This is a genomic window from Aureimonas sp. ME7 (assembly GCF_903970965.1).
In the GTDB taxonomy this organism is placed as follows: Bacteria; Pseudomonadota; Alphaproteobacteria; order Rhizobiales; family Rhizobiaceae; genus Aureimonas.
This window is the reverse complement of sequence record NZ_CAJCKW010000001.1, coordinates 276,985-293,181: the sequence shown is the minus strand read 5'-3', so window position 1 is coordinate 293,181 and position 16,197 is coordinate 276,985. Positions and strand designations below refer to the sequence as shown.

Genomic DNA, 16,197 nt, shown 5'->3' with positions numbered 1-16,197 from the left:
GACTCCAGCTGTTGACGATCGAACTCTTCGAGATACGAATTCGGCGCGAAACGGTTGCGGGCGGAAGGCGGCAAAAACCGCGAGGCCCAGTCCTTATCGTCCGATAACTTTCGCTTCATATAACACGCCCCGCCCCCGATTTCACGCCGGGGACGGCGAAAAAACACATGAAAGCCCATCCCGCCGCCAGGAAAGGCCCCGCCATGGCCACGATCGCGCCCGCCCGTTTCGAGACCGTGCCCCATTCGGGCGAGCGTCTGGCCTTTCTGGAAGGGCCCGGCCGGCCCGGCGGCCCGACCGTGGTCTGGCTCGGCGGCTTCCGCTCCGACATGCGCGGCACCAAGGCCGAGGTCCTGTCGGCGCTGGCCGAACGGGAAGGCCTGCCCTTCCTGCGCTTCGACTATAGCGGGCACGGCGAATCGGAAGGGGCGTTCGAGGACGGCACGATCTCGCGCTGGACGGAGGACGCGGCCGCGATGATCGCCGCCCGAACGAGCGGCCCGCTGCTTCTCGTCGGCTCCTCCATGGGCGCCTGGATCGCGCTGCGCCTCGGCCAGCGCCTGCCCGGCCGGATCGCCGCGCTTCTGCTCCTGGCGCCCGCGCCCGACTTCACCAGCCGTCTCCTCGAGCCCCGGCTGTCGGCCGCTCAGCGCGAGATCCTGGCGCGCGACGGGCGTCTGGAGGAGGCCTCGCCCTATTCCGACCAGCCGACGGTCTACACGGCACAGTTGATCCGCGACGGCGAGGCGGCCGGGGTGATGGGCGGGCCGATCGGGCTCGACGCGCCGGTGCATGTCATCCAGGGGATGGAAGACCCCGACGTGCCGTTTTCTCACGCGCTCGATCTCGTTGCGCTTCTTCCCTCCGCCGGCGTGACGCTGACGCTGGTGAAGGACGGCGACCACCGCCTGTCGCGCCCGGAGGATCTGGCGCGCATGGAGGCGGCGGTGACGAGCCTTCTAGCGGACGGGCAGCACGGCGGCGCCTGACCGCCGGGCGAAGGACCCAGCCGGCTCGGCGCGAAAACCGCCTCGTCGCCATTGCGTGACGCGATCGTGTCAGTTTGGCAACATCGTCCGCAACGCACCGGATCGGCGCGTGAATCCTTCCCTCGTCGGCCTTTTCGGCGCAATGGATTTTCGTGCGCCGAAAGCTTGACGAAAAAAAACGGGCCGCTATCTCGCTGCCCCGCATTTCGGGGTGATTGACAGCTTTCCGCGCTGCACACACGATAGCGGTCGAGCGAGGACGGGTCGCTCGTTCGACGGAGATCGTGATGATTTTTCGGCGCTTCTTCAGCGCGGCGGTGGTGCTGTGTCTTTTTTCCGGCTTCGGTTCCGCGATGGCGGCTCCGGCCGCTTCCGGAATGAACGTCGGCGGCCCGACCAAGCAGCCCTTCGGCCATCACGCCTTCTGTCAGCGGCTTCCGACCGAATGCGGCCCGATCAACGCCAGCGCGCAAGCCCCCGTGGTTCTGGACGCCGCGCTGATGCGGCTCGTCGCCAAGGTCAATCTCGAGGTCAACGGCGCGATCAAGCCGGCGAGCGACCAGGAGCTTTACGGGCAGGAGGAGGTCTGGGCCTTTCCGACGGATCGCGGCGACTGCGAGGACTATGCCCTCCTGAAGCGCCAGCGCCTTCATGCGGCCGGCATTTCGCTCGCCGATCTTCTCCTGACCGTGGTGAAGAAACGCGACGGCACCGGCCATGCGGTGCTGACGCTGCGCACCCGCTCGGGCGACTTCGTTCTCGACAATCTCGACTGGCGCGTGCGCCCGTGGAACGAGGTGCCCTATCGCTTCATCAAGCGGCAGTCCTCGGCGAATGCCGGCACCTGGCTCGAGATCGAAAGCGGCTCCGACCCGCTGGTCAGCGCGGTCTCGCCCTGACCCGTCAGCCGCGCCCGTCGTCGCCGGGGCTGGATTCCTCCTCCGGCCCGGCGATCACATAAGCGCCCGACAGCCAGCGATTGAGATCCACCGCCTTGCAGCGCGGCGAGCAGAACGGGAAATGGGCGCGCTCGGACGCCTGCCCGCATTCCGGGCATTTGCGACGCGGGCGAAGGGGCGTGACCTCGGCGCTCACGGCGTTTGGCCTCAAACCGCGGGAACGGCGCCGGGGGCGGACAGGACGAAGCCCTCGCCCGTCAGAAGCGACAGCGTTTCGTAAAGCGGCAGGCCGACGACGTTGGAATAGGAGCCGACGAGGCGCACCACGAAGCCGCCGGCCAGCCCCTGGATGGCATAGCCGCCCGCCTTGCCGCGCCATTCGCCCGACGCGACGTAACGCTCGATGTCCTCGCGCGACAGGCGCTTGAAGCGGATGCGCGTTTCCACGAGGCGCTGGCGCGCCTTGCCGGACGGGGTGACGACGCAGACCCCGGTGAACACCCGGTGCGCGCGCCCCGACAGAAGGCGCAGGTTGGTCACCGCGTCCTCCTCGATCTCGGCCTTCGGGATCACCTGCCGGCCGAGCGAGACCACCGTGTCGGCGCCCAGCACGAAGCAATCCTTCGCCTCGCCCCGCGCCTTCAGCGCCTCGAAGGCGGTAATGGCCTTCAGCCGCGACAGGCGCTTGGCGAGCGAGCGCGGGTGCTCGGAGCGTTCGGGCGTCTCGTCCACGTCCGCACCGAGGAGGCGTGCCGGCTCGATGCCGACCTGCTGAAGAAGCTCCAGCCGGCGCGGCGAAGCGGACGCCAGGACCAGCGCGCTATGGGGCTTGGCGGGCATGGACGCCCTACTTGAAGCGGTAGGTGATGCGGCCCTTGGTCAGATCGTAGGGCGTCATCTCGACGAGCACCTTGTCGCCCGTCAGGACGCGGATGCGGTTCTTGCGCATGCGGCCGGCCGTGTGGGCGATGATCTCGTGTTCGTTCTCGAGCTTGATGCGGAAGGTCGCGTTGGGCAGCAGTTCGGTGACCGTGCCGGGAAACTCGAGAACTTCTTCTTTCGCCATGCGTGTATCGGACCTCGTATCGGGGCCGGTCGCACCCTGGCGCCGCCCCTCGTCAAATCGGGACCGTCCGTCGCGGGCGGCCTCCTTAGTTCCTGGAATTTCGAGCCCTAGATCGGACGTCGCGCAGCAAAAAGCAAGGCTTGCCCGCGATTCCGCCCGTTTCTAGCTTTCGCCGTCAGCCGGAGATGCGTTCCACCTCCGCCCCGCAGGCGCCAAGCTTTTCCTCCAGGCGCTCGAAGCCGCGATCGAGATGGTAGACGCGGTTGACGATGGTCTCGCCATCCGCCACCAACCCGGCGATGACGAGGGACACCGAGGCGCGAAGATCGGTCGCCATCACCGGCGCGCCGACAAGGCGCGGCACGCCCTCAATGCGCGCCATCTGGCCCGAAAGCGAAATCTTCGCCCCGAGACGCGCCAGTTCCTGGACGTGCATGAAACGGTTCTCGAAGATCGTCTCGGTGATGTGCGAGACGCCGTCCGAGCGCGTCATCAGCGCCATGAACTGGGCCTGGAGATCGGTCGGGAAGCCGGGGAACGGGTCGGTGACGACGTCCACCGGCCGGATGCCGCCGCCGTTGCGCACGATGCGCATGCCGTCCGCCGTGTCGGTGATCTCGGCCCCGGCGTCGCCGAGCGCCGTCAGCGCCGTCTGGAGAAGGTCGGAGCGAGTGCCCTCCAGCGTCACGTCGCCGCCCGTCATCGCAACGGCCATGGCATAGGTGCCGGTCTCGATCCGGTCGGGCAGGACGCGGTGGCGCGCGCCCGACAGGGCGGAGACGCCGTCGATCGTGATCGTCGAGGTGCCGGCGCCCGAAATCTTGGCACCCATCGCGTTGAGGCAGGCGGCAAGATCGGCCACCTCCGGCTCGCGCGCCGCGTTCTCGATCACCGTTTGGCCTTTGGCCAGCGTCGCGGCCATCAGCATGACGTGCGTCGCGCCGACCGAGACCTTGGGGAAGGTGTAGCGGTTGCCGACGAGCCCGCCCTTGGCCTCGGCGACGACATAGCCGGCGTCGATGTCGATCGTGGCGCCGAGCGCCTGCAGGCCCTCGATGAAGAGATCCACCGGCCGCGTGCCGATGGCGCAACCGCCCGGCAGGGACACGCGCGCCTTGTGACAACGCGCCAGAAGCGGCCCGATCACCCAGAAGCTCGCGCGCATCTTCGAGACGAGCTCGTAAGGGGCGGTGGTGTCGACGATGGTGCGGGCGGTGAAGTGGATGGTGCGTCCCGACGAGGCCTGCGTCGCCAGCCGCTTGCCCGACACGGTGTAGTCGACGCCGTGGTTGCCGAGGATGCGAATCAGCTGCTCGACGTCGGCTAGGTGCGGCACGTTCTCCAGCGTCAGCGTGTCGTCCGTGAGGAGCGAGGCGATCATCAGCGGCAGGGCGGCGTTTTTGGCGCCCGAGATCGGGATCGTGCCGTTGAGGGCGTTGCCGCCGCGAATGCGAATGCGATCCATGACTTGGGGCCTCGATATGCTTCAAACGCGGGCAAAGGAGCCGGAAGCCCGGTCCTCTACATGAGGCGGGGGCGGGGGGCAAATCGGGTGGGTCCGAAGGCTTTCGCCTCGAGGTCAGTGCGGGCGCAGCAAGACGTCGAGGCCGAACAAGACCATCGCCACGATCGCCAGCTTCCAGAAGTCGCCGCGCCGGCGAAGGCCGGGCAGCCCGATCGGGCGCACGATCTGAAGCGCCATCACCAGGATGATCAGGAACGAGAAGAGCTTGTTCATGGGTCCCGTCCCTAGAGCATTTCCCGGAAAAAAGCTGGATCCGATCTTGGGGACAAGCGCATCGCCTCAGAGATGACGCAGCACGAAGTCCGCCCGTTTGCCGACGCTCGTCTTCGGCAGAATCAGCACGTCGTAGCCGAGCGCGCGATAGGCGATCAGGAGGCGGTCGTATTCCGCTCGTCCCTCGGCGAGATCGTGCCGTCGCGCGTCGTCGCGCACATGGATCTCGGGCCAGGGCGGGGTCATGAAGACGCGGGCATGATAACGCTCGTAGGGAGCGAGAGCATCGGGAGCGGGCAGCCCGGTCGCATATGCGAGCGCGACCGCGGCATCCACCAGACCGCGATCGAAGAAGACCCAACCCGCCCCGCCCACCTCGCGCGTCCGGTCGGCCGCCGCGATCTCCAGAGCGCGGCGGGCGAAGGCCGCAAGGTCGATCCAGGGAAGGGCGGCACCGGTTCCCAGCAGCTCTTCCTCGACGATCCGGCGACCGGGCTCGGGGACGGTGCGAAAGCCCCGGCGCTCCAGTTCGGCGAGGAGGGTCGACTTGCCCCCGCCCGAGCAGCCCGACAAGACGACGTGTCGTGGGTCCATGATGTCTCCTGATGTATCGTGTGCCTGACATCGCGTCGGCGCGACGAGGTCGCGCGTGATGCCGGTCGCCACGCCACGAAACCGCCTTGAGCCGGGCGCGGGATGAACCCTGTTCCCGTCCCCATGGAGTTTCCCCCCGTGCTCCTGTCCCGCCGCACCGTTCTCGCCGCGATCGCGGCAGCGCCCTTCGCCACCCGCGCAGGCTCGGCCGCCGCGCCCGAACCCGCCCCCCTGCCCGAGGCGCCGCTTCTGGGCAACGACTACCGCGCGGCGCGCGCCGGCTTTCGCACCAGGCTCGTGCGCCGCGGGCCGGCGCCCGACGGGGGCGACGCGCTCGGCGCGCCGGATGGGGCGGAGGCGCTCCGCTACCCCTCGGGAGGCCGCGAGCTCGTCGCCTGGGCGAGCCCCGTGGAGGGAGCCTCCTCCCTCAAGCCGGCGGTTCTCGTGCTTCATGGCGGCAACGCGATCTGGCACGGACATTGGGGGGGTCTGGCGGCGCCCTTCGTCGCGGCGGGCTTTCACGCCCTGATGCCGACGATGCGCGGCGAGAACGGCCAGCCGGGCGACTTTTCGGCCTTCTACGACGAAACCGACGACGTTCTGGCCGCGGCGCAAGCGTTGCGCGCCCGCCCGGGCGTCGATCCCGCGCGTGTCTTCGTGTGCGGCCACAGCGTCGGGGGCACGCTGACGCTTCTGGCGGCGCTTGCCGGCGATTTCGCGGGCGCGGCGGCGCTTTCCCCCTCGCCCGACACGCGCCTCTTCTTCCAGCGCTTCGCCGCCGACGCGCCGTTCGACCTGTCGGACCCGCGCGAGGTGGAGATGCGCTCGGCCGTGTGCTTCGCGTCCGGCTTTCGCTGCCCCGTCCTCATGTCGCACGGCGACCGGGAAACACGTTCGGCCCGTGCGATCGACCTTGCGGTGGCGCGCGCCCGGGCCGCCGGCGGCCGCGCCGAGCACCGCACGGTGCCGGGCGACCACATGGGCTCGATCCCCGCCGGCATTCGCGAGGCGCTTGCCGCCTTCGCCTGACGGCGACGGACCCCCGGTCAGATCTCGTGGAGAGCACCCTGCCCGACCACCGGCCCGGTCGGCTGGCCGGTGGGCGAGCCGCCCTCGGGCTCCATGGACACGGCGAGCGCGGCGCCGGGCGTGCGCATCATCTCCATGCCGGCATGATCGTGCAGGTTCATGCGCAAGGGGGCGGCCGGGTTCATGAGGCCGAGCGAGATCGGGGCTCCGCCGGCGGGCACGAGCCAAAGCTCGGGCACCCGGCCGTTCCCCATCCCGAGCGCCACCGGCATCAGGGTCGCCTGCCCGCTTCCCGGATCGATCACCGCGACGAAGAGCGGCGCGCCGCCTTCGGGGGCGATGGAGGCGGTGAGCGTCGGCGGCGCGGCGGGCAAGGGACCGGACAGGGTCAGCGCCAGACCAGCGAGGCTCGCGGCGGCAAGCCCCATGGATCCGATCGCCAGCCATTGCCAGAAGGCGGCGACGCGGCGCCGGGCAGCGGCCGGCGGGGAGGCCGAACGGGCGGGCCGGACGGCGGGGCCGAGTTCCTCCTCGATCGCCTGCCAAAGGCGGGCGGGCGGCGAGACGGGTTCGACCGAGGCCGCCAGCGGATGAAGCCGGGCCTCCCAGGCCGCGACCTCGCTCGCCAGCGCCCGGTCGCGGAGCATGCGCCGCTCGGCCGCCCGGCGCTCCATCGGGGTCAGAAGGCCGAGCGCGTATTCGCCGGCCAGGGTCTCATGCCCCTCCTGCTCCTTGCCGTCGCCCGCGCTCATGTTTCCAGACATCCCTTCAACCGCATCAAACCGCGTCGGATGACGCTTTTCATCGTGCCGAGCGGCATATCGGCCGCCCGTGCCAGGTCCTCGTAGGTCCGTCCGCCGAAGAAGGCGGAGCGGATCGCCTCGCGGGCGCGCGGCTCCAGCGCGTCGAGGCAGGCGGAAAGGCGCCGCGCCTCGTCGCTGGTTTCCAGCGTCTCCAGGGCGTCCGGCCGGTCGTCGGCGACGTCCTCCGCCCCTTCGATCCCCGCTTGCCCGCCGTGGGGACCCAGGGCGCGCAACCGGTCGATCGCCCGGTTGCGCGCGATCGTGCACAGCCAGGTGATCGGGCTCGAGCGCTCGGGGTCGAAGCTTTCCGCGCGCCTCCAAATCGTCAGATACACGTCCTGCAGCACGTCCTCGGCCTCGGCCTCGTCGTGCAAGATACGCAAGGTCACGCCGAAAAGCTTCGCGGAGGTGAGATCGTAGACGGTGCGCAAGGCGGCGCGATCGCCGCCGGCGACCTCGGCCAGGGCATCCGTCAGGCGTCGGCGCGCTTGCACCGATGTCGGCCCCGTCGACATTCCAGCTCTCCCGCGCCGCGGCGAACGATTTCGATCCGACGAGGGAATCGAAGGCGAAACGAAAAGCCGGCGCCGAATCGGGGTGGGAACCGGATGGCGCCCGGCTCGATTGGGGCTCCATATCCCATGAAATTCCCCGAGGAGGAAAGCCATGTCCGCCGTTTCCCCGACACCGATTCGCATCGAGCCCGAGACGCGGCCGGTCCAGGTCCTGTTCCACGACGCCGTGATCGGCTCCACGACAGAGGCTGTCCAGCTGTTCGAGGGCACGCGCGACCCGGTGATCTACGTGCCGCGCGAGCATGTGGAGATGGCCTTTCTGCACGAATCGGCCAAGCGCACCACCTGCCCGCTGAAGGGCGAGGCGCGCTACTGGTCGATCTCGGCGGAGGGCTACGGCGAGGAGGACGCGGTCTGGTCCTACGAGACGCCGAAGCCGGGCTCGGAGGGGATCGCCGGTTATCTCGCCTTCGATCCGCGCAAGGTGCGGGTCGTCGCCGGTCAGCCGGCCTGATCGCGCGTCTCGCGGCGATGCGGATGGAACCGATCGCCCCTGTGGCGAATTAGCGCGCCACAGGGACAGATCTTTTCAGGAACAACACCCATGCGTCGCATCCTTCTCGCCACCGCCGCCCTCGGTCTCCTGGCCGGTCCGGTTCTGGCCCAGACCACCGTCGTCACCACGACCGAGCCCAAAAGCGAGGGCGAGCAGGCCGCCGGCACGCTGGCGGGCGCGGGCACGGGCGCCGTCGCGGGCGCGCTCGTCGGCGGCCCGGTTGGCGCCGTCGTCGGCGGCGTCGCCGGCACGGTGATCGGCGGCGCGGCCTCGGCACCCGACGAGGTGCGCCAGTACGTCGTCGCCAACCCGACCCAGCCGGTGATCGTGGACGGCGAGATCACGCAAGGCTCCGTCATTCCCGGCACGGTGACGCTCGTCCCGGTGCCGTCCAACCCGGACTACGAGTATTTCTACACCTCGAACAACCAGCCGGTGATCGTCTCGCGCACGGATCGTAAGGTCATCTACTACGCGCAGTAAGCCGTCCGCATTTCGCACGGGAGGCCGTCGCGCGGAAACGCGGCGGCCTTTTTTCATGGCCTTCAGCGATCGCTGTGGCCGAGGCTGCGGTCGGGGTCGAGCCGGTCGCGCACCCGCTGTTTGAGGACCTTGGCCTCGGGAAAGCCGCCGTCTGCCTTGCGCTCCCAGATCGTCTCGCCCTCGTAGGCGACCTCGAAGATGCCCCCCGTTCCCGGCAGGAGAGCGACTTCGCCCAGGTCCGGTCCGAAGGTCTGCAGGAGTTCCTGCGCCAGCCAGGCCGAGCGCAGAAGCCACTGGCACTGCGTGCAGTAGCGGATGGTGATGCGGGGGCCGGGGGCGGTCTGTTCCATGGCGATGCTCCTGCGCGGGCGAACGGTCGTCAGACCTAGTGAAAGTTGCGCCCCTTCGGCAAGACGGTGCGGATCTCGCGCGCGGCATCCTCGTCCACCGCGCGCGTCGAGGGCAGGACGACGCGCGCCGGGCGGCGCACCTCGTCGGCGGAGGCGAGCGCCGCGTCGAACGCGGTGGCGGCATCCGCCCCGTCCCCCCGGATCGCCGGCAGCGGGCGCGGCGGCGGGGGATGGCGCAAGGGGCTCTTCACGTGGTCGGTCGGCTGGAGGATGCGCGCCCCCTCCAGGCCCCGTTCGGCAAGGCGCGACAGGAGCGGCGTCAGGTCCTCGATCGTTTCCGCCACGAGATGGATCACCCCGCGATCGGCCTGGACGCGTCCGCGCACGCGCACGAAGCGCCCGCCCAGCACCACCGGGCGGAACCGTTCGAAGATCTTGGTCCACACGACGACGTTGGCGACGCCCGTTTCGTCCTCGATCGTCATGAAGATGACGCCCTTGGCCGAGCCCGGCCGCTGGCGCACCAGAACGAGCCCGGCGACATCGCCGCGCCCGCCCGAACGCGTGGCTTCGAGGCGCGAGGTCGGCGTGATGCCCCGCCGGGCGAGGTCGGCACGCAGGAAGGACACGGGATGGGCCTTCAGCGACAAGGACAGGAAGCGGTAGTCGTTGACCACTTCCTCGCCCATCGGCATTCGGGGCAGCGACACCTCGTCCTCGGGCTGCAGCTCGCCGGAAGCGCCCTCGAACAAAGGCAGGCGCTCCACCGCGACGCCCTCGTCCAGCGCCTGCGCCGCCCACAGGGCGTCGCGGCGGGGCAAGCCGAGCCCGGCAAAGGCGTCGGCATCGGCCAGACGCTCGATCGCCCGGCGGTGGAGGCCGGTGCGCCGCCAGAGGTCGCGCACCGAATCGAACGGGCCGGACGTGTCGCGCACCCAAACGAGCCGTGCCATCTCCTTCTCGGACAGGCCCTTCACTTGGCCAAAACCGAGCCGCACCGCATGGCGCGTGCGGATCGCGCCTGCCATTTCGCGGTGGCGCGGGGCGACGCGCGCCGGGTCGAACCCAGTGGGCTCCAGAAGCGCGTCCCAGCGCGAGGCATTGATGCAGACGGCGCGCACCTCGACCCCGTGCTCGCGCGCGTCGCGCACCAGCTGCGCCGGGGCGTAGAAGCCCATCGGCTGGGCGTTGAGGATCGCCGCGCAGAAGACGTCGGGGTAGTGGCACTTGATGAAGGCCGAGGCGTAGACGAGGAGCGCGAAGGAGGCGGCGTGGCTTTCGGGGAAGCCGTAGCCGGCAAAGCCCTCGATCTGCGCGAAGCAGCGGCGGGCGAAATCTTCGGTATAACCGTTGGCGACCATGCCGGCGATCATCCGGTCGCCGAAGTCCTTGACCTGCCCCGTGCGCTTGAAGGTCGCCATGGCGCGGCGCAGATTGTCGGCCTCCCCGCCCGAGAAGCCACCCGCCACCATGGCGATGCGCATCACCTGCTCCTGGAACAGAGGCACGCCGCAGGTGCGCTCCAGAATGTCGCGCAGCTCGTCCTTCGGGTACTCGACCTCCTCCAGCCCCATGCGGCGGCGCAGATAGGGATGCACCATGTCGCCCTGGATCGGGCCGGGGCGCACGATCGCGACCTGGATCACGAGATCGTAGAACTCGTTCGGCTGGAGCTTCGGGAGCATGGTCATCTGCGCCCTCGACTCGATCTGGAAGGTGCCGAGCGTGTCGGCGCGGTGCGTCATCCGCCAGACCGGCTCGTTCCGCTTCTCCATCGGAAGCGTGGCGAGCGCGGCCGCGCGCCCGTCCGCCGTCGCTTCGCCGGGATAAAGCCGGTTCAGCATGTCGAAGGCGCGCCTGAGCGCGCTCAGCATGCCGAGCGCCAGGATGTCGATCTTGAGGATCTCCAGCTCGTCGAGATCGTCCTTGTCCCATTCCACGATGATCCGGCCCTTGGAGCCGGTGTTGTGGACGGGCACCGTCTCGTCCACCCGGCCGCGCGTCAGGACGAAGCCGCCGACATGCTGGCTGAGATGGCGCGGGAACTCGTTGAGCTCGCGCGCGAAATGAAGGACCCGGGCCACCGTCGGATCGGCGCTGGAGAGGCCCGCGCCTTCCGCCTCCCGGTCGCCCATGTCGGCCGGGCCGTAGCCCCAGACCGAGCCGGAGAGAGCCGAGACCGCGTCCTCCGACAGGCCGAAGGCCTTGCCGACCTCGCGCAAGGAGGAGCGCGCCCGGTAGGAGATCACGGTGGCGGCGATCGCGGCCGAATCGCGCCCGTAGGCGTCGTAGATCCAGTCGATGATTTCGTCGCGCCGCTCGTGTTCGAAGTCGACGTCGATGTCGGGCGGCTCGTCGCGCTCCTTCGACAGGAAGCGGTCGAACAGGAGGCCGGCCACGTCCGGATCGACGGAGGTGATGCCGATGCAGAAGCACACGATGGAATTGGCCGCCGAGCCGCGCCCCTGGCACAGGATGCCCATGCCCCGCGCCGCCTCGACGATGCGGTGGACGGTGAGGAAGTAGGGTTCGTATTTCTTCTCCGCAATGAGGGAGAGTTCCTGCTCGATCTGTTCGAAGATGCGCCGGGGGACGCCGCCGGGATAGCGGTCGCGAGCGCCCTCGACGGCGAGGCGTCGCAGCTCGTCCAGCGGCGAGACGCCGAGGCGCAGCGCCTCGTCGGGATAGTCGTATTTCAGGCTCTTCAGGTCGAAGCGAAGCTCCTCGAAGAAGCGGCGCGCCTCTCCGATCGCGCCCTCATAGCCGCGAAACAGGCGCAGCATCTCGCCCTCGTGCTTCAGATGGCGTTCGGCATTCACCGATAGAAGGCGCCCGGCCCGCGCGAGCGGCGTGTGCTCGCGAATGGCGACGAGAACGTCGGCGAGCGGGCGCCGGTCCGCCACATGGTAGAAGGCGTCGTTGGTGGCGAGCATCGGGGTGCCGAGCACGTCGGCCAGCCGGCCGCCGCGCGCCAGCCGCCGCGCGTCGCCCCCGTCGTGGCACACCGAAAGCCCCAGCCGCACCGCGCTCCCGTGCGCCTCGCGAAGCCGCTGAAGCGTGTCGCCGAGCCTCGCCATCGCCGCTTCGCAAGCCTCGCCCGCCCCCCCGATCGCGGGCGGAGCCAGCACCGCGAGGTTGATCCCCTCGCCACCCTCCAGAAGATCGGGAAGGGCGAGGAGGCAGCTTCCTTTTTCCGCGCGCAGGTTGCCCACGGTCAGGAGCCGGCACAGCCGGCCCCAGGCCGCCCGGTCGCGGGGATAGGCGAGGATGTCGGGCGAGCCGTCGGCGAAGACGAGCCGGGCGCCAGGGCGGAAGGGAAAGCCGGCCGCGCGCGCCTGCCCATAGGCACGCACCACGCCCGAAACCGTGTTGCGATCGGCCAGCCCCAGGCCGCCGAGCCGCAGCGCCTGCGCGGCGACCACCATCTCGCCGGGCTTCGAGGCGCCGCGCAGAAACGAGAAGTTGGACGCTGCCCCGACCTCGCAGAAGCCCGGTCCGGGGGCCATGACCCGTGGTCCTTCGCTCACGCAAACAGGCCGTGCAGGAACCAACCGGAGGGCTTTTCCGGCCCGGCGCTTTGGCGAAACAGCCAGTAGCGCCGGCCGTCCTCGTCCTCGACGCGGAAATAGTCGCGCTCCGGCGTTTCGTCGCCGAGCCACCATTCGGGCGCGATGCGCTCCGGCCCCTCGATGCGCCCGACCCGGTAGAAGGCGCGGCGCCAGCGGAACTGGCGGATCGGCCCGTCCGGCACCTCGGCGGTCGCCTCCACCGGCTCGGGCCGTCCGAACAGGCGCAAGGGGCGCGGGGACAGGGGCATGACGGGGCCGGGCGACTTGGGCGCGAGGGGCGCCGCACGCCGCTGCGCGGCTTCCGGCCGATGCCGGTCCACCCCGTCGAGGGCGAAGACGCAGGCCTCGCCAAGGCGCGTGCCGAGCCGGTCGAGGAGGCTGCCGAGGTCTTCCGTCGCGGCGCCGGCGCGCGCGGCCAGATCGTCCTGCCGGTCCGGCATCGCCTCCGCGCCCAGCACCGACAGGCGCAGGAGATCGTAGCCGAAGCCGGCGTCGAGCTCGTCGCCGAGCCCCTTCAGCCGCTCGGCGAACAGGCGCTCGATCCGTGCCGCGTCCCGCAACGGCGCGCCCGAGCGCACCGCCAAGCGCTCCACCCGCCCGTCGACGCGAAACAGCGCGAGTTCGACCTCGCGCGCGCCCTCGCCCCTCGCCTCCAGCCCTTCGCGCAGGCGCGCGGCCAGGTGCGAAACGAGACGCAGGATGTCTTCGGACAAGCTGACCGGCTCGAACAGGCGCCGCTCGGCGATCAGGAGCGGCACCGGGCGGCGCGGCTCGATCGGCCCGCGCGCTGTGCCGGACGCCTCGTCGAGACGGCGCGCCAGCCCCGAGCCGAAGCGCCGCACCAGGGCGGCGCGCGGCAGGGCCAGGAGATCGTCGATCCGGCGAAGGCCGAGCCGGTGGAGCCGGCCAGCTTCCTCCGGCCCGATCCCGAGGGCACAAACGCCCAAGGGCTCGATCGCCGCGCGCTCCGTGCCGGGCGGCACGACCGGGGCGCCCGCGCGCCCGAGGACGCAGGCGCGCGCCGTGCCGGGATGGGCGGCGACGACGGCCTCTGCCGCAAAGCCCTGGGCATCGAGGCGCTGAAGGAGGTCGGCCCGAAGCCGCCCAGCCCCACCGAAGAGATGCGAACAGCCGGTGATGTCGAGAACGAGCCCCGCTGCCCCGTCGAGCGCGACGAGCGGCGTGTAGCGGTCGCACCAGTCGGCGACGCCCTCCAGGAGCCGGCGGTCGGCACCCGGCTCGCTCGGAAGATACTCGGCGCCGGGAAAGCGGGCGCGCGCATCCGCCAGCGCGAGGCCGGGATGGAGGCCGAGGGCTTGCGCGCCCTCGCACACGGCTTCGACCCGGTCCCCCTGGCCGACCCGGCCGAACAGAACGAGCGGCAGCCCCGCCTCGCCGCCGACGAGGGCGGGCGCGAAGGGAACGGGGGCGAGCACCAGCGCCCCTCCCGCCGGGCGGTGGCCGTTGCCCGCCCCCAGCGGCACGGGAAAGGCGGCGGCGCCTTCAGTGCCAAGGGGCGCGCGGCCCTCCTGGACGCCCACCCTCCCGGCGAAGCGCCACGACCGCCCCAGGCGCTCGCGCCGGATCCGGTCGGTGGAAAGGCGCGTCAGCCGGACGGCGAGGAATTCCGGGCTCGGCGTCGATGTCGTGAAAGCGGCGCTCATGGGGGTCCCATTCCAGGCAAAGGGTTCGTGAACGAAGGCCGCGCGCCTTTTCCAGGTGAAGGGCGAAGCGGGGGCGGCCGAGAAGGGGCAGGGTTTCGAGGCCGGCGACGGGCGCGGCACGGCCGGGCGCGACCAGGAGGCGAAGCGGAGCGGCTCCGGTTTCCGCCTCGCCGCCATGGCGCACGAGAAGGATCGGGACCCCGGCGTCCTTGGCGCGGGTGTGGAGGCGGCGCGAGCCTTCCAGCGCGAACACGGCCGGGTTGCCGCGCGCTTCCACCACGGTGAGGGCGGGCGCACCCGAGCGCGCCGCCTCCTCGCCCGCCCAGGCGGCATCGACGTCCGTTCGCGTGCGCAGGAGAACCAGCGCGCCCGGGTCGAGCCCGAAGTGGAGAAGCCCTTCCCGGCAGGGAAAGCCGGTTTCGCGCCAGGCCTCGGCCGAGGCGATCCACAGGAGCGGGCGCTCGGGCGAGGCCCCGAAGCCGATCGCCAGCGCCAACGCGAAGCCGATCGCCGCGCCGCTGTCGCGCGCGGCCCTCGTGCGCGCTTCCAGAAGGCCCCGGCGGGGAAGCCCGCCGCCGAGCGCCGCGTCGAAACGGGGCGCGCCGAGCGGCAGGAGGCCAAGCGCCGCCGGACCGCCCGGCGTCTCGACGATCGGCGGCGGCGCGCCCTCGATACGCCCGATGGCGTGCCGCAGGGCGGCCAGCATCGCCATCCGTTCGGGCGCGTGGCTTGCCCTCGCGCGCCCCTCCATGGGAGGAACCGGAGGCGAACCATCGGGAATTTCTTCCTTCGGCCAGCCGGCTTCGTCGTTGGGAAGCCGGGCGAAGCCGCGTCGAGAACCGAAAGATGCCATGCCCGTCTCCATCGGCCCGATGGGTTCCGGCCGTTGCATTCGAATGCCCAAAGCGCATCCGTTCCCTTTATGTTCCTATGACATTTCCGACTCGCCCCACCCTGTCAAGGATTGCGCGTTTAAGATTATTTTCCTGTGGACGGGGAACGAAATCCGGTGGACGATTCCAGAGGAGAACGGGAGGACAGGTCGCCTGGCTCGATCACGCGGATGGCAATGGCATGAGGCGATGTCTCACGATGCCGAGAGACCGGCGCCCCGGGCTTGCGGCCGACAGGCCGGGCACGGCAGGGATCGGGGCCGAGCCGCACCCTTTCCACCCGCAACCCTTCGATCGTTTTCCCCATGCCCTTGTCCCGTCGCTCGCTCCTGGCGGGCGCCCCGCTGTTCCTGTCGGCCTGCGTGTCCGGCCGCTTGTCCGACGTCGCGCCGGCCGCGCCCCCGCGAATCGTGCCGCCCTATTACCTCGCGATGTATGCGCCGGTGGCAGGCGAGCCGTTCCCCGTTCCCGCGCCCGATCTGACGAAGATCGACCCGCAATATTATCGCCAGGAAGTCCCCTACGAGAGCGGGCGCATTCCCGGCACCCTGATCGTCGACACGCCGGCGCGCTTTCTCTACCTGCAGATGGAGAACGGCCGGGCGCTGCGCTACGGGATCGGCGTCGGCAAGGCGGGGCTCGCCTTCGAGGGGGAAGCGCGGGTGCAGTACAAGCGCGCCTGGCCGCGCTGGCGCCCGACCGACGCCATGATGGCGCGCGAGCCGGAGCGCTACGGCCACTTGGCCGACGGCATGGAGCCCGGCCCCCGCAATCCCTTGGGCGCGCGGGCGCTCTACCTCTTCCGGAACGGCGAGGACACGCTCTACCGCATCCACGGCACCAACGAGGACTGGTCGATCGGCCGCTCGATCTCCTCGGGGTGCATCCGCCTCCTGAACCAGGACGTGATCGACCTTCACCGGCGGGTGCAGGACGGAACCACGGTCGTCGTGCTGCAGGGCGAGGCGGGCGGGTTGGCGTAAGGCACCGTTTCGCACCCGGCGCGAATATGCCAAGCCAGGCACCAGAACGATCGCAACGCGGGGGAA

18 protein-coding genes are annotated in these 16,197 nt (G+C 70.5%); 6 read left to right on the top strand and 12 right to left on the bottom strand.

Translation table 11 applies throughout. From position 1 onward, the window contains the following. Window positions 1-167: 167 nt before the first annotated feature. Window positions 168-989 (top strand): alpha/beta hydrolase, encoded by an 822-nt coding sequence (locus H7A85_RS01385; RefSeq protein ID WP_244630873.1) that lies wholly within the window; start codon window positions 168-170, stop codon window positions 987-989. A gap of 287 nt (window positions 990-1,276) precedes the next feature. Beyond that, entirely contained in the window at window positions 1,277-1,888 is a 612-nt protein-coding gene (locus H7A85_RS01380) for a transglutaminase-like cysteine peptidase (protein ID WP_182084091.1), read from the top strand. Between the two features lie 4 nt (window positions 1,889-1,892). Here the strand turns inward: H7A85_RS01380 and yacG are convergent, their stop codons facing one another. The 6 genes from yacG to H7A85_RS01350 all read right to left on the bottom strand — a co-directional run bounded on the left by yacG (window position 1,893) and on the right by H7A85_RS01350 (window position 5,286). After that, complete coding sequence (gene yacG, locus H7A85_RS01375) at window positions 1,893-2,084, bottom strand: DNA gyrase inhibitor YacG (protein ID WP_244630872.1); 192 nt, start codon at window positions 2,082-2,084, stop codon at window positions 1,893-1,895. A gap of 11 nt (window positions 2,085-2,095) precedes the next feature. Beyond that, complete coding sequence (locus tag H7A85_RS01370) at window positions 2,096-2,728, bottom strand: Maf-like protein (RefSeq protein ID WP_182084089.1); 633 nt, start codon at window positions 2,726-2,728, stop codon at window positions 2,096-2,098. A 7-nt stretch (window positions 2,729-2,735) separates the two neighbouring features. Continuing rightward, on the bottom strand, window positions 2,736-2,954 hold the full coding sequence (gene infA, locus H7A85_RS01365) for a translation initiation factor IF-1 (protein ID WP_024349579.1): 219 nt from the start codon (window positions 2,952-2,954) through the stop codon (window positions 2,736-2,738). Between the two features lie 175 nt (window positions 2,955-3,129). Then, window positions 3,130-4,419 (bottom strand): UDP-N-acetylglucosamine 1-carboxyvinyltransferase, encoded by a 1,290-nt coding sequence (gene murA, locus H7A85_RS01360; protein WP_182084088.1) that lies wholly within the window; start codon window positions 4,417-4,419, stop codon window positions 3,130-3,132. A 114-nt stretch (window positions 4,420-4,533) separates the two neighbouring features. After that, entirely contained in the window at window positions 4,534-4,692 is a 159-nt protein-coding gene (locus H7A85_RS01355) for a hypothetical protein (protein WP_182084087.1), read from the bottom strand. 66 nt (window positions 4,693-4,758) lie between these two features. Next, on the bottom strand, window positions 4,759-5,286 hold the full coding sequence (locus tag H7A85_RS01350; RefSeq protein ID WP_182084086.1) for an AAA family ATPase: 528 nt from the start codon (window positions 5,284-5,286) through the stop codon (window positions 4,759-4,761). Window positions 5,287-5,409: 123 nt separating this feature from the next. On the opposite strand from H7A85_RS01350, the gene H7A85_RS01345 reads away from it, so the two are divergent. Further along, the gene (locus H7A85_RS01345) at window positions 5,410-6,315 is read left to right on the top strand and encodes an alpha/beta fold hydrolase (RefSeq protein WP_182084085.1); all 906 of its coding nucleotides are present in this window, start codon (window positions 5,410-5,412) and stop codon (window positions 6,313-6,315) included. A gap of 17 nt (window positions 6,316-6,332) precedes the next feature. On the opposite strand, the gene H7A85_RS01340 is transcribed toward H7A85_RS01345, so the two are convergent. Both H7A85_RS01340 and H7A85_RS01335 read right to left on the bottom strand, forming a co-directional pair. Continuing rightward, window positions 6,333-7,067, bottom strand: coding sequence for an anti-sigma factor (locus tag H7A85_RS01340; protein ID WP_182084084.1), 735 nt, complete (start codon window positions 7,065-7,067; stop codon window positions 6,333-6,335). Then, window positions 7,064-7,633 carry a sigma-70 family RNA polymerase sigma factor gene (locus H7A85_RS01335; protein ID WP_182084083.1) on the bottom strand — a complete coding sequence of 190 codons (570 nt, stop codon included), beginning with the start codon at window positions 7,631-7,633 and terminating at the stop codon, window positions 7,064-7,066. The genes H7A85_RS01340 and H7A85_RS01335 overlap by 4 nt, the downstream gene beginning before the upstream one ends. Window positions 7,634-7,784: 151 nt before the next feature. Here H7A85_RS01335 and H7A85_RS01330 point away from each other — a divergent pair, with 151 nt between their 5' ends. Next, on the top strand, window positions 7,785-8,147 hold the full coding sequence (locus H7A85_RS01330; protein ID WP_182084082.1) for a DUF427 domain-containing protein: 363 nt from the start codon (window positions 7,785-7,787) through the stop codon (window positions 8,145-8,147). A gap of 90 nt (window positions 8,148-8,237) precedes the next feature. After that, the gene (locus H7A85_RS01325) at window positions 8,238-8,672 is read left to right on the top strand and encodes a DUF1236 domain-containing protein (protein ID WP_182084081.1); all 435 of its coding nucleotides are present in this window, start codon (window positions 8,238-8,240) and stop codon (window positions 8,670-8,672) included. 62 nt (window positions 8,673-8,734) lie between these two features. On the opposite strand, the gene H7A85_RS01320 is transcribed toward H7A85_RS01325, so the two are convergent. From H7A85_RS01320 to H7A85_RS01305, 4 genes are all read right to left on the bottom strand, one after another. Beyond that, window positions 8,735-9,022, bottom strand: a complete 288-nt coding sequence (locus H7A85_RS01320; protein WP_182084080.1) for a SelT/SelW/SelH family protein — start codon at window positions 9,020-9,022, stop codon at window positions 8,735-8,737. Between the two features lie 35 nt (window positions 9,023-9,057). Continuing rightward, window positions 9,058-12,528 carry an error-prone DNA polymerase gene (locus H7A85_RS01315; RefSeq protein WP_182084079.1) on the bottom strand — a complete coding sequence of 1,157 codons (3,471 nt, stop codon included), beginning with the start codon at window positions 12,526-12,528 and terminating at the stop codon, window positions 9,058-9,060. A gap of 17 nt (window positions 12,529-12,545) precedes the next feature. After that, window positions 12,546-13,925, bottom strand: a complete 1,380-nt coding sequence (locus tag H7A85_RS01310) for a DNA polymerase Y family protein (protein ID WP_244630902.1) — start codon at window positions 13,923-13,925, stop codon at window positions 12,546-12,548. 169 nt (window positions 13,926-14,094) lie between these two features. After that, window positions 14,095-15,108, bottom strand: a complete 1,014-nt coding sequence (locus H7A85_RS01305) for a hypothetical protein (protein WP_182084078.1) — start codon at window positions 15,106-15,108, stop codon at window positions 14,095-14,097. Between the two features lie 345 nt (window positions 15,109-15,453). Here H7A85_RS01305 and H7A85_RS01300 point away from each other — a divergent pair, with 345 nt between their 5' ends. Next, window positions 15,454-16,131 (top strand): L,D-transpeptidase, encoded by a 678-nt coding sequence (locus H7A85_RS01300; protein WP_182084077.1) that lies wholly within the window; start codon window positions 15,454-15,456, stop codon window positions 16,129-16,131. The last annotated feature ends 66 nt before the right edge of the window (window positions 16,132-16,197 follow it).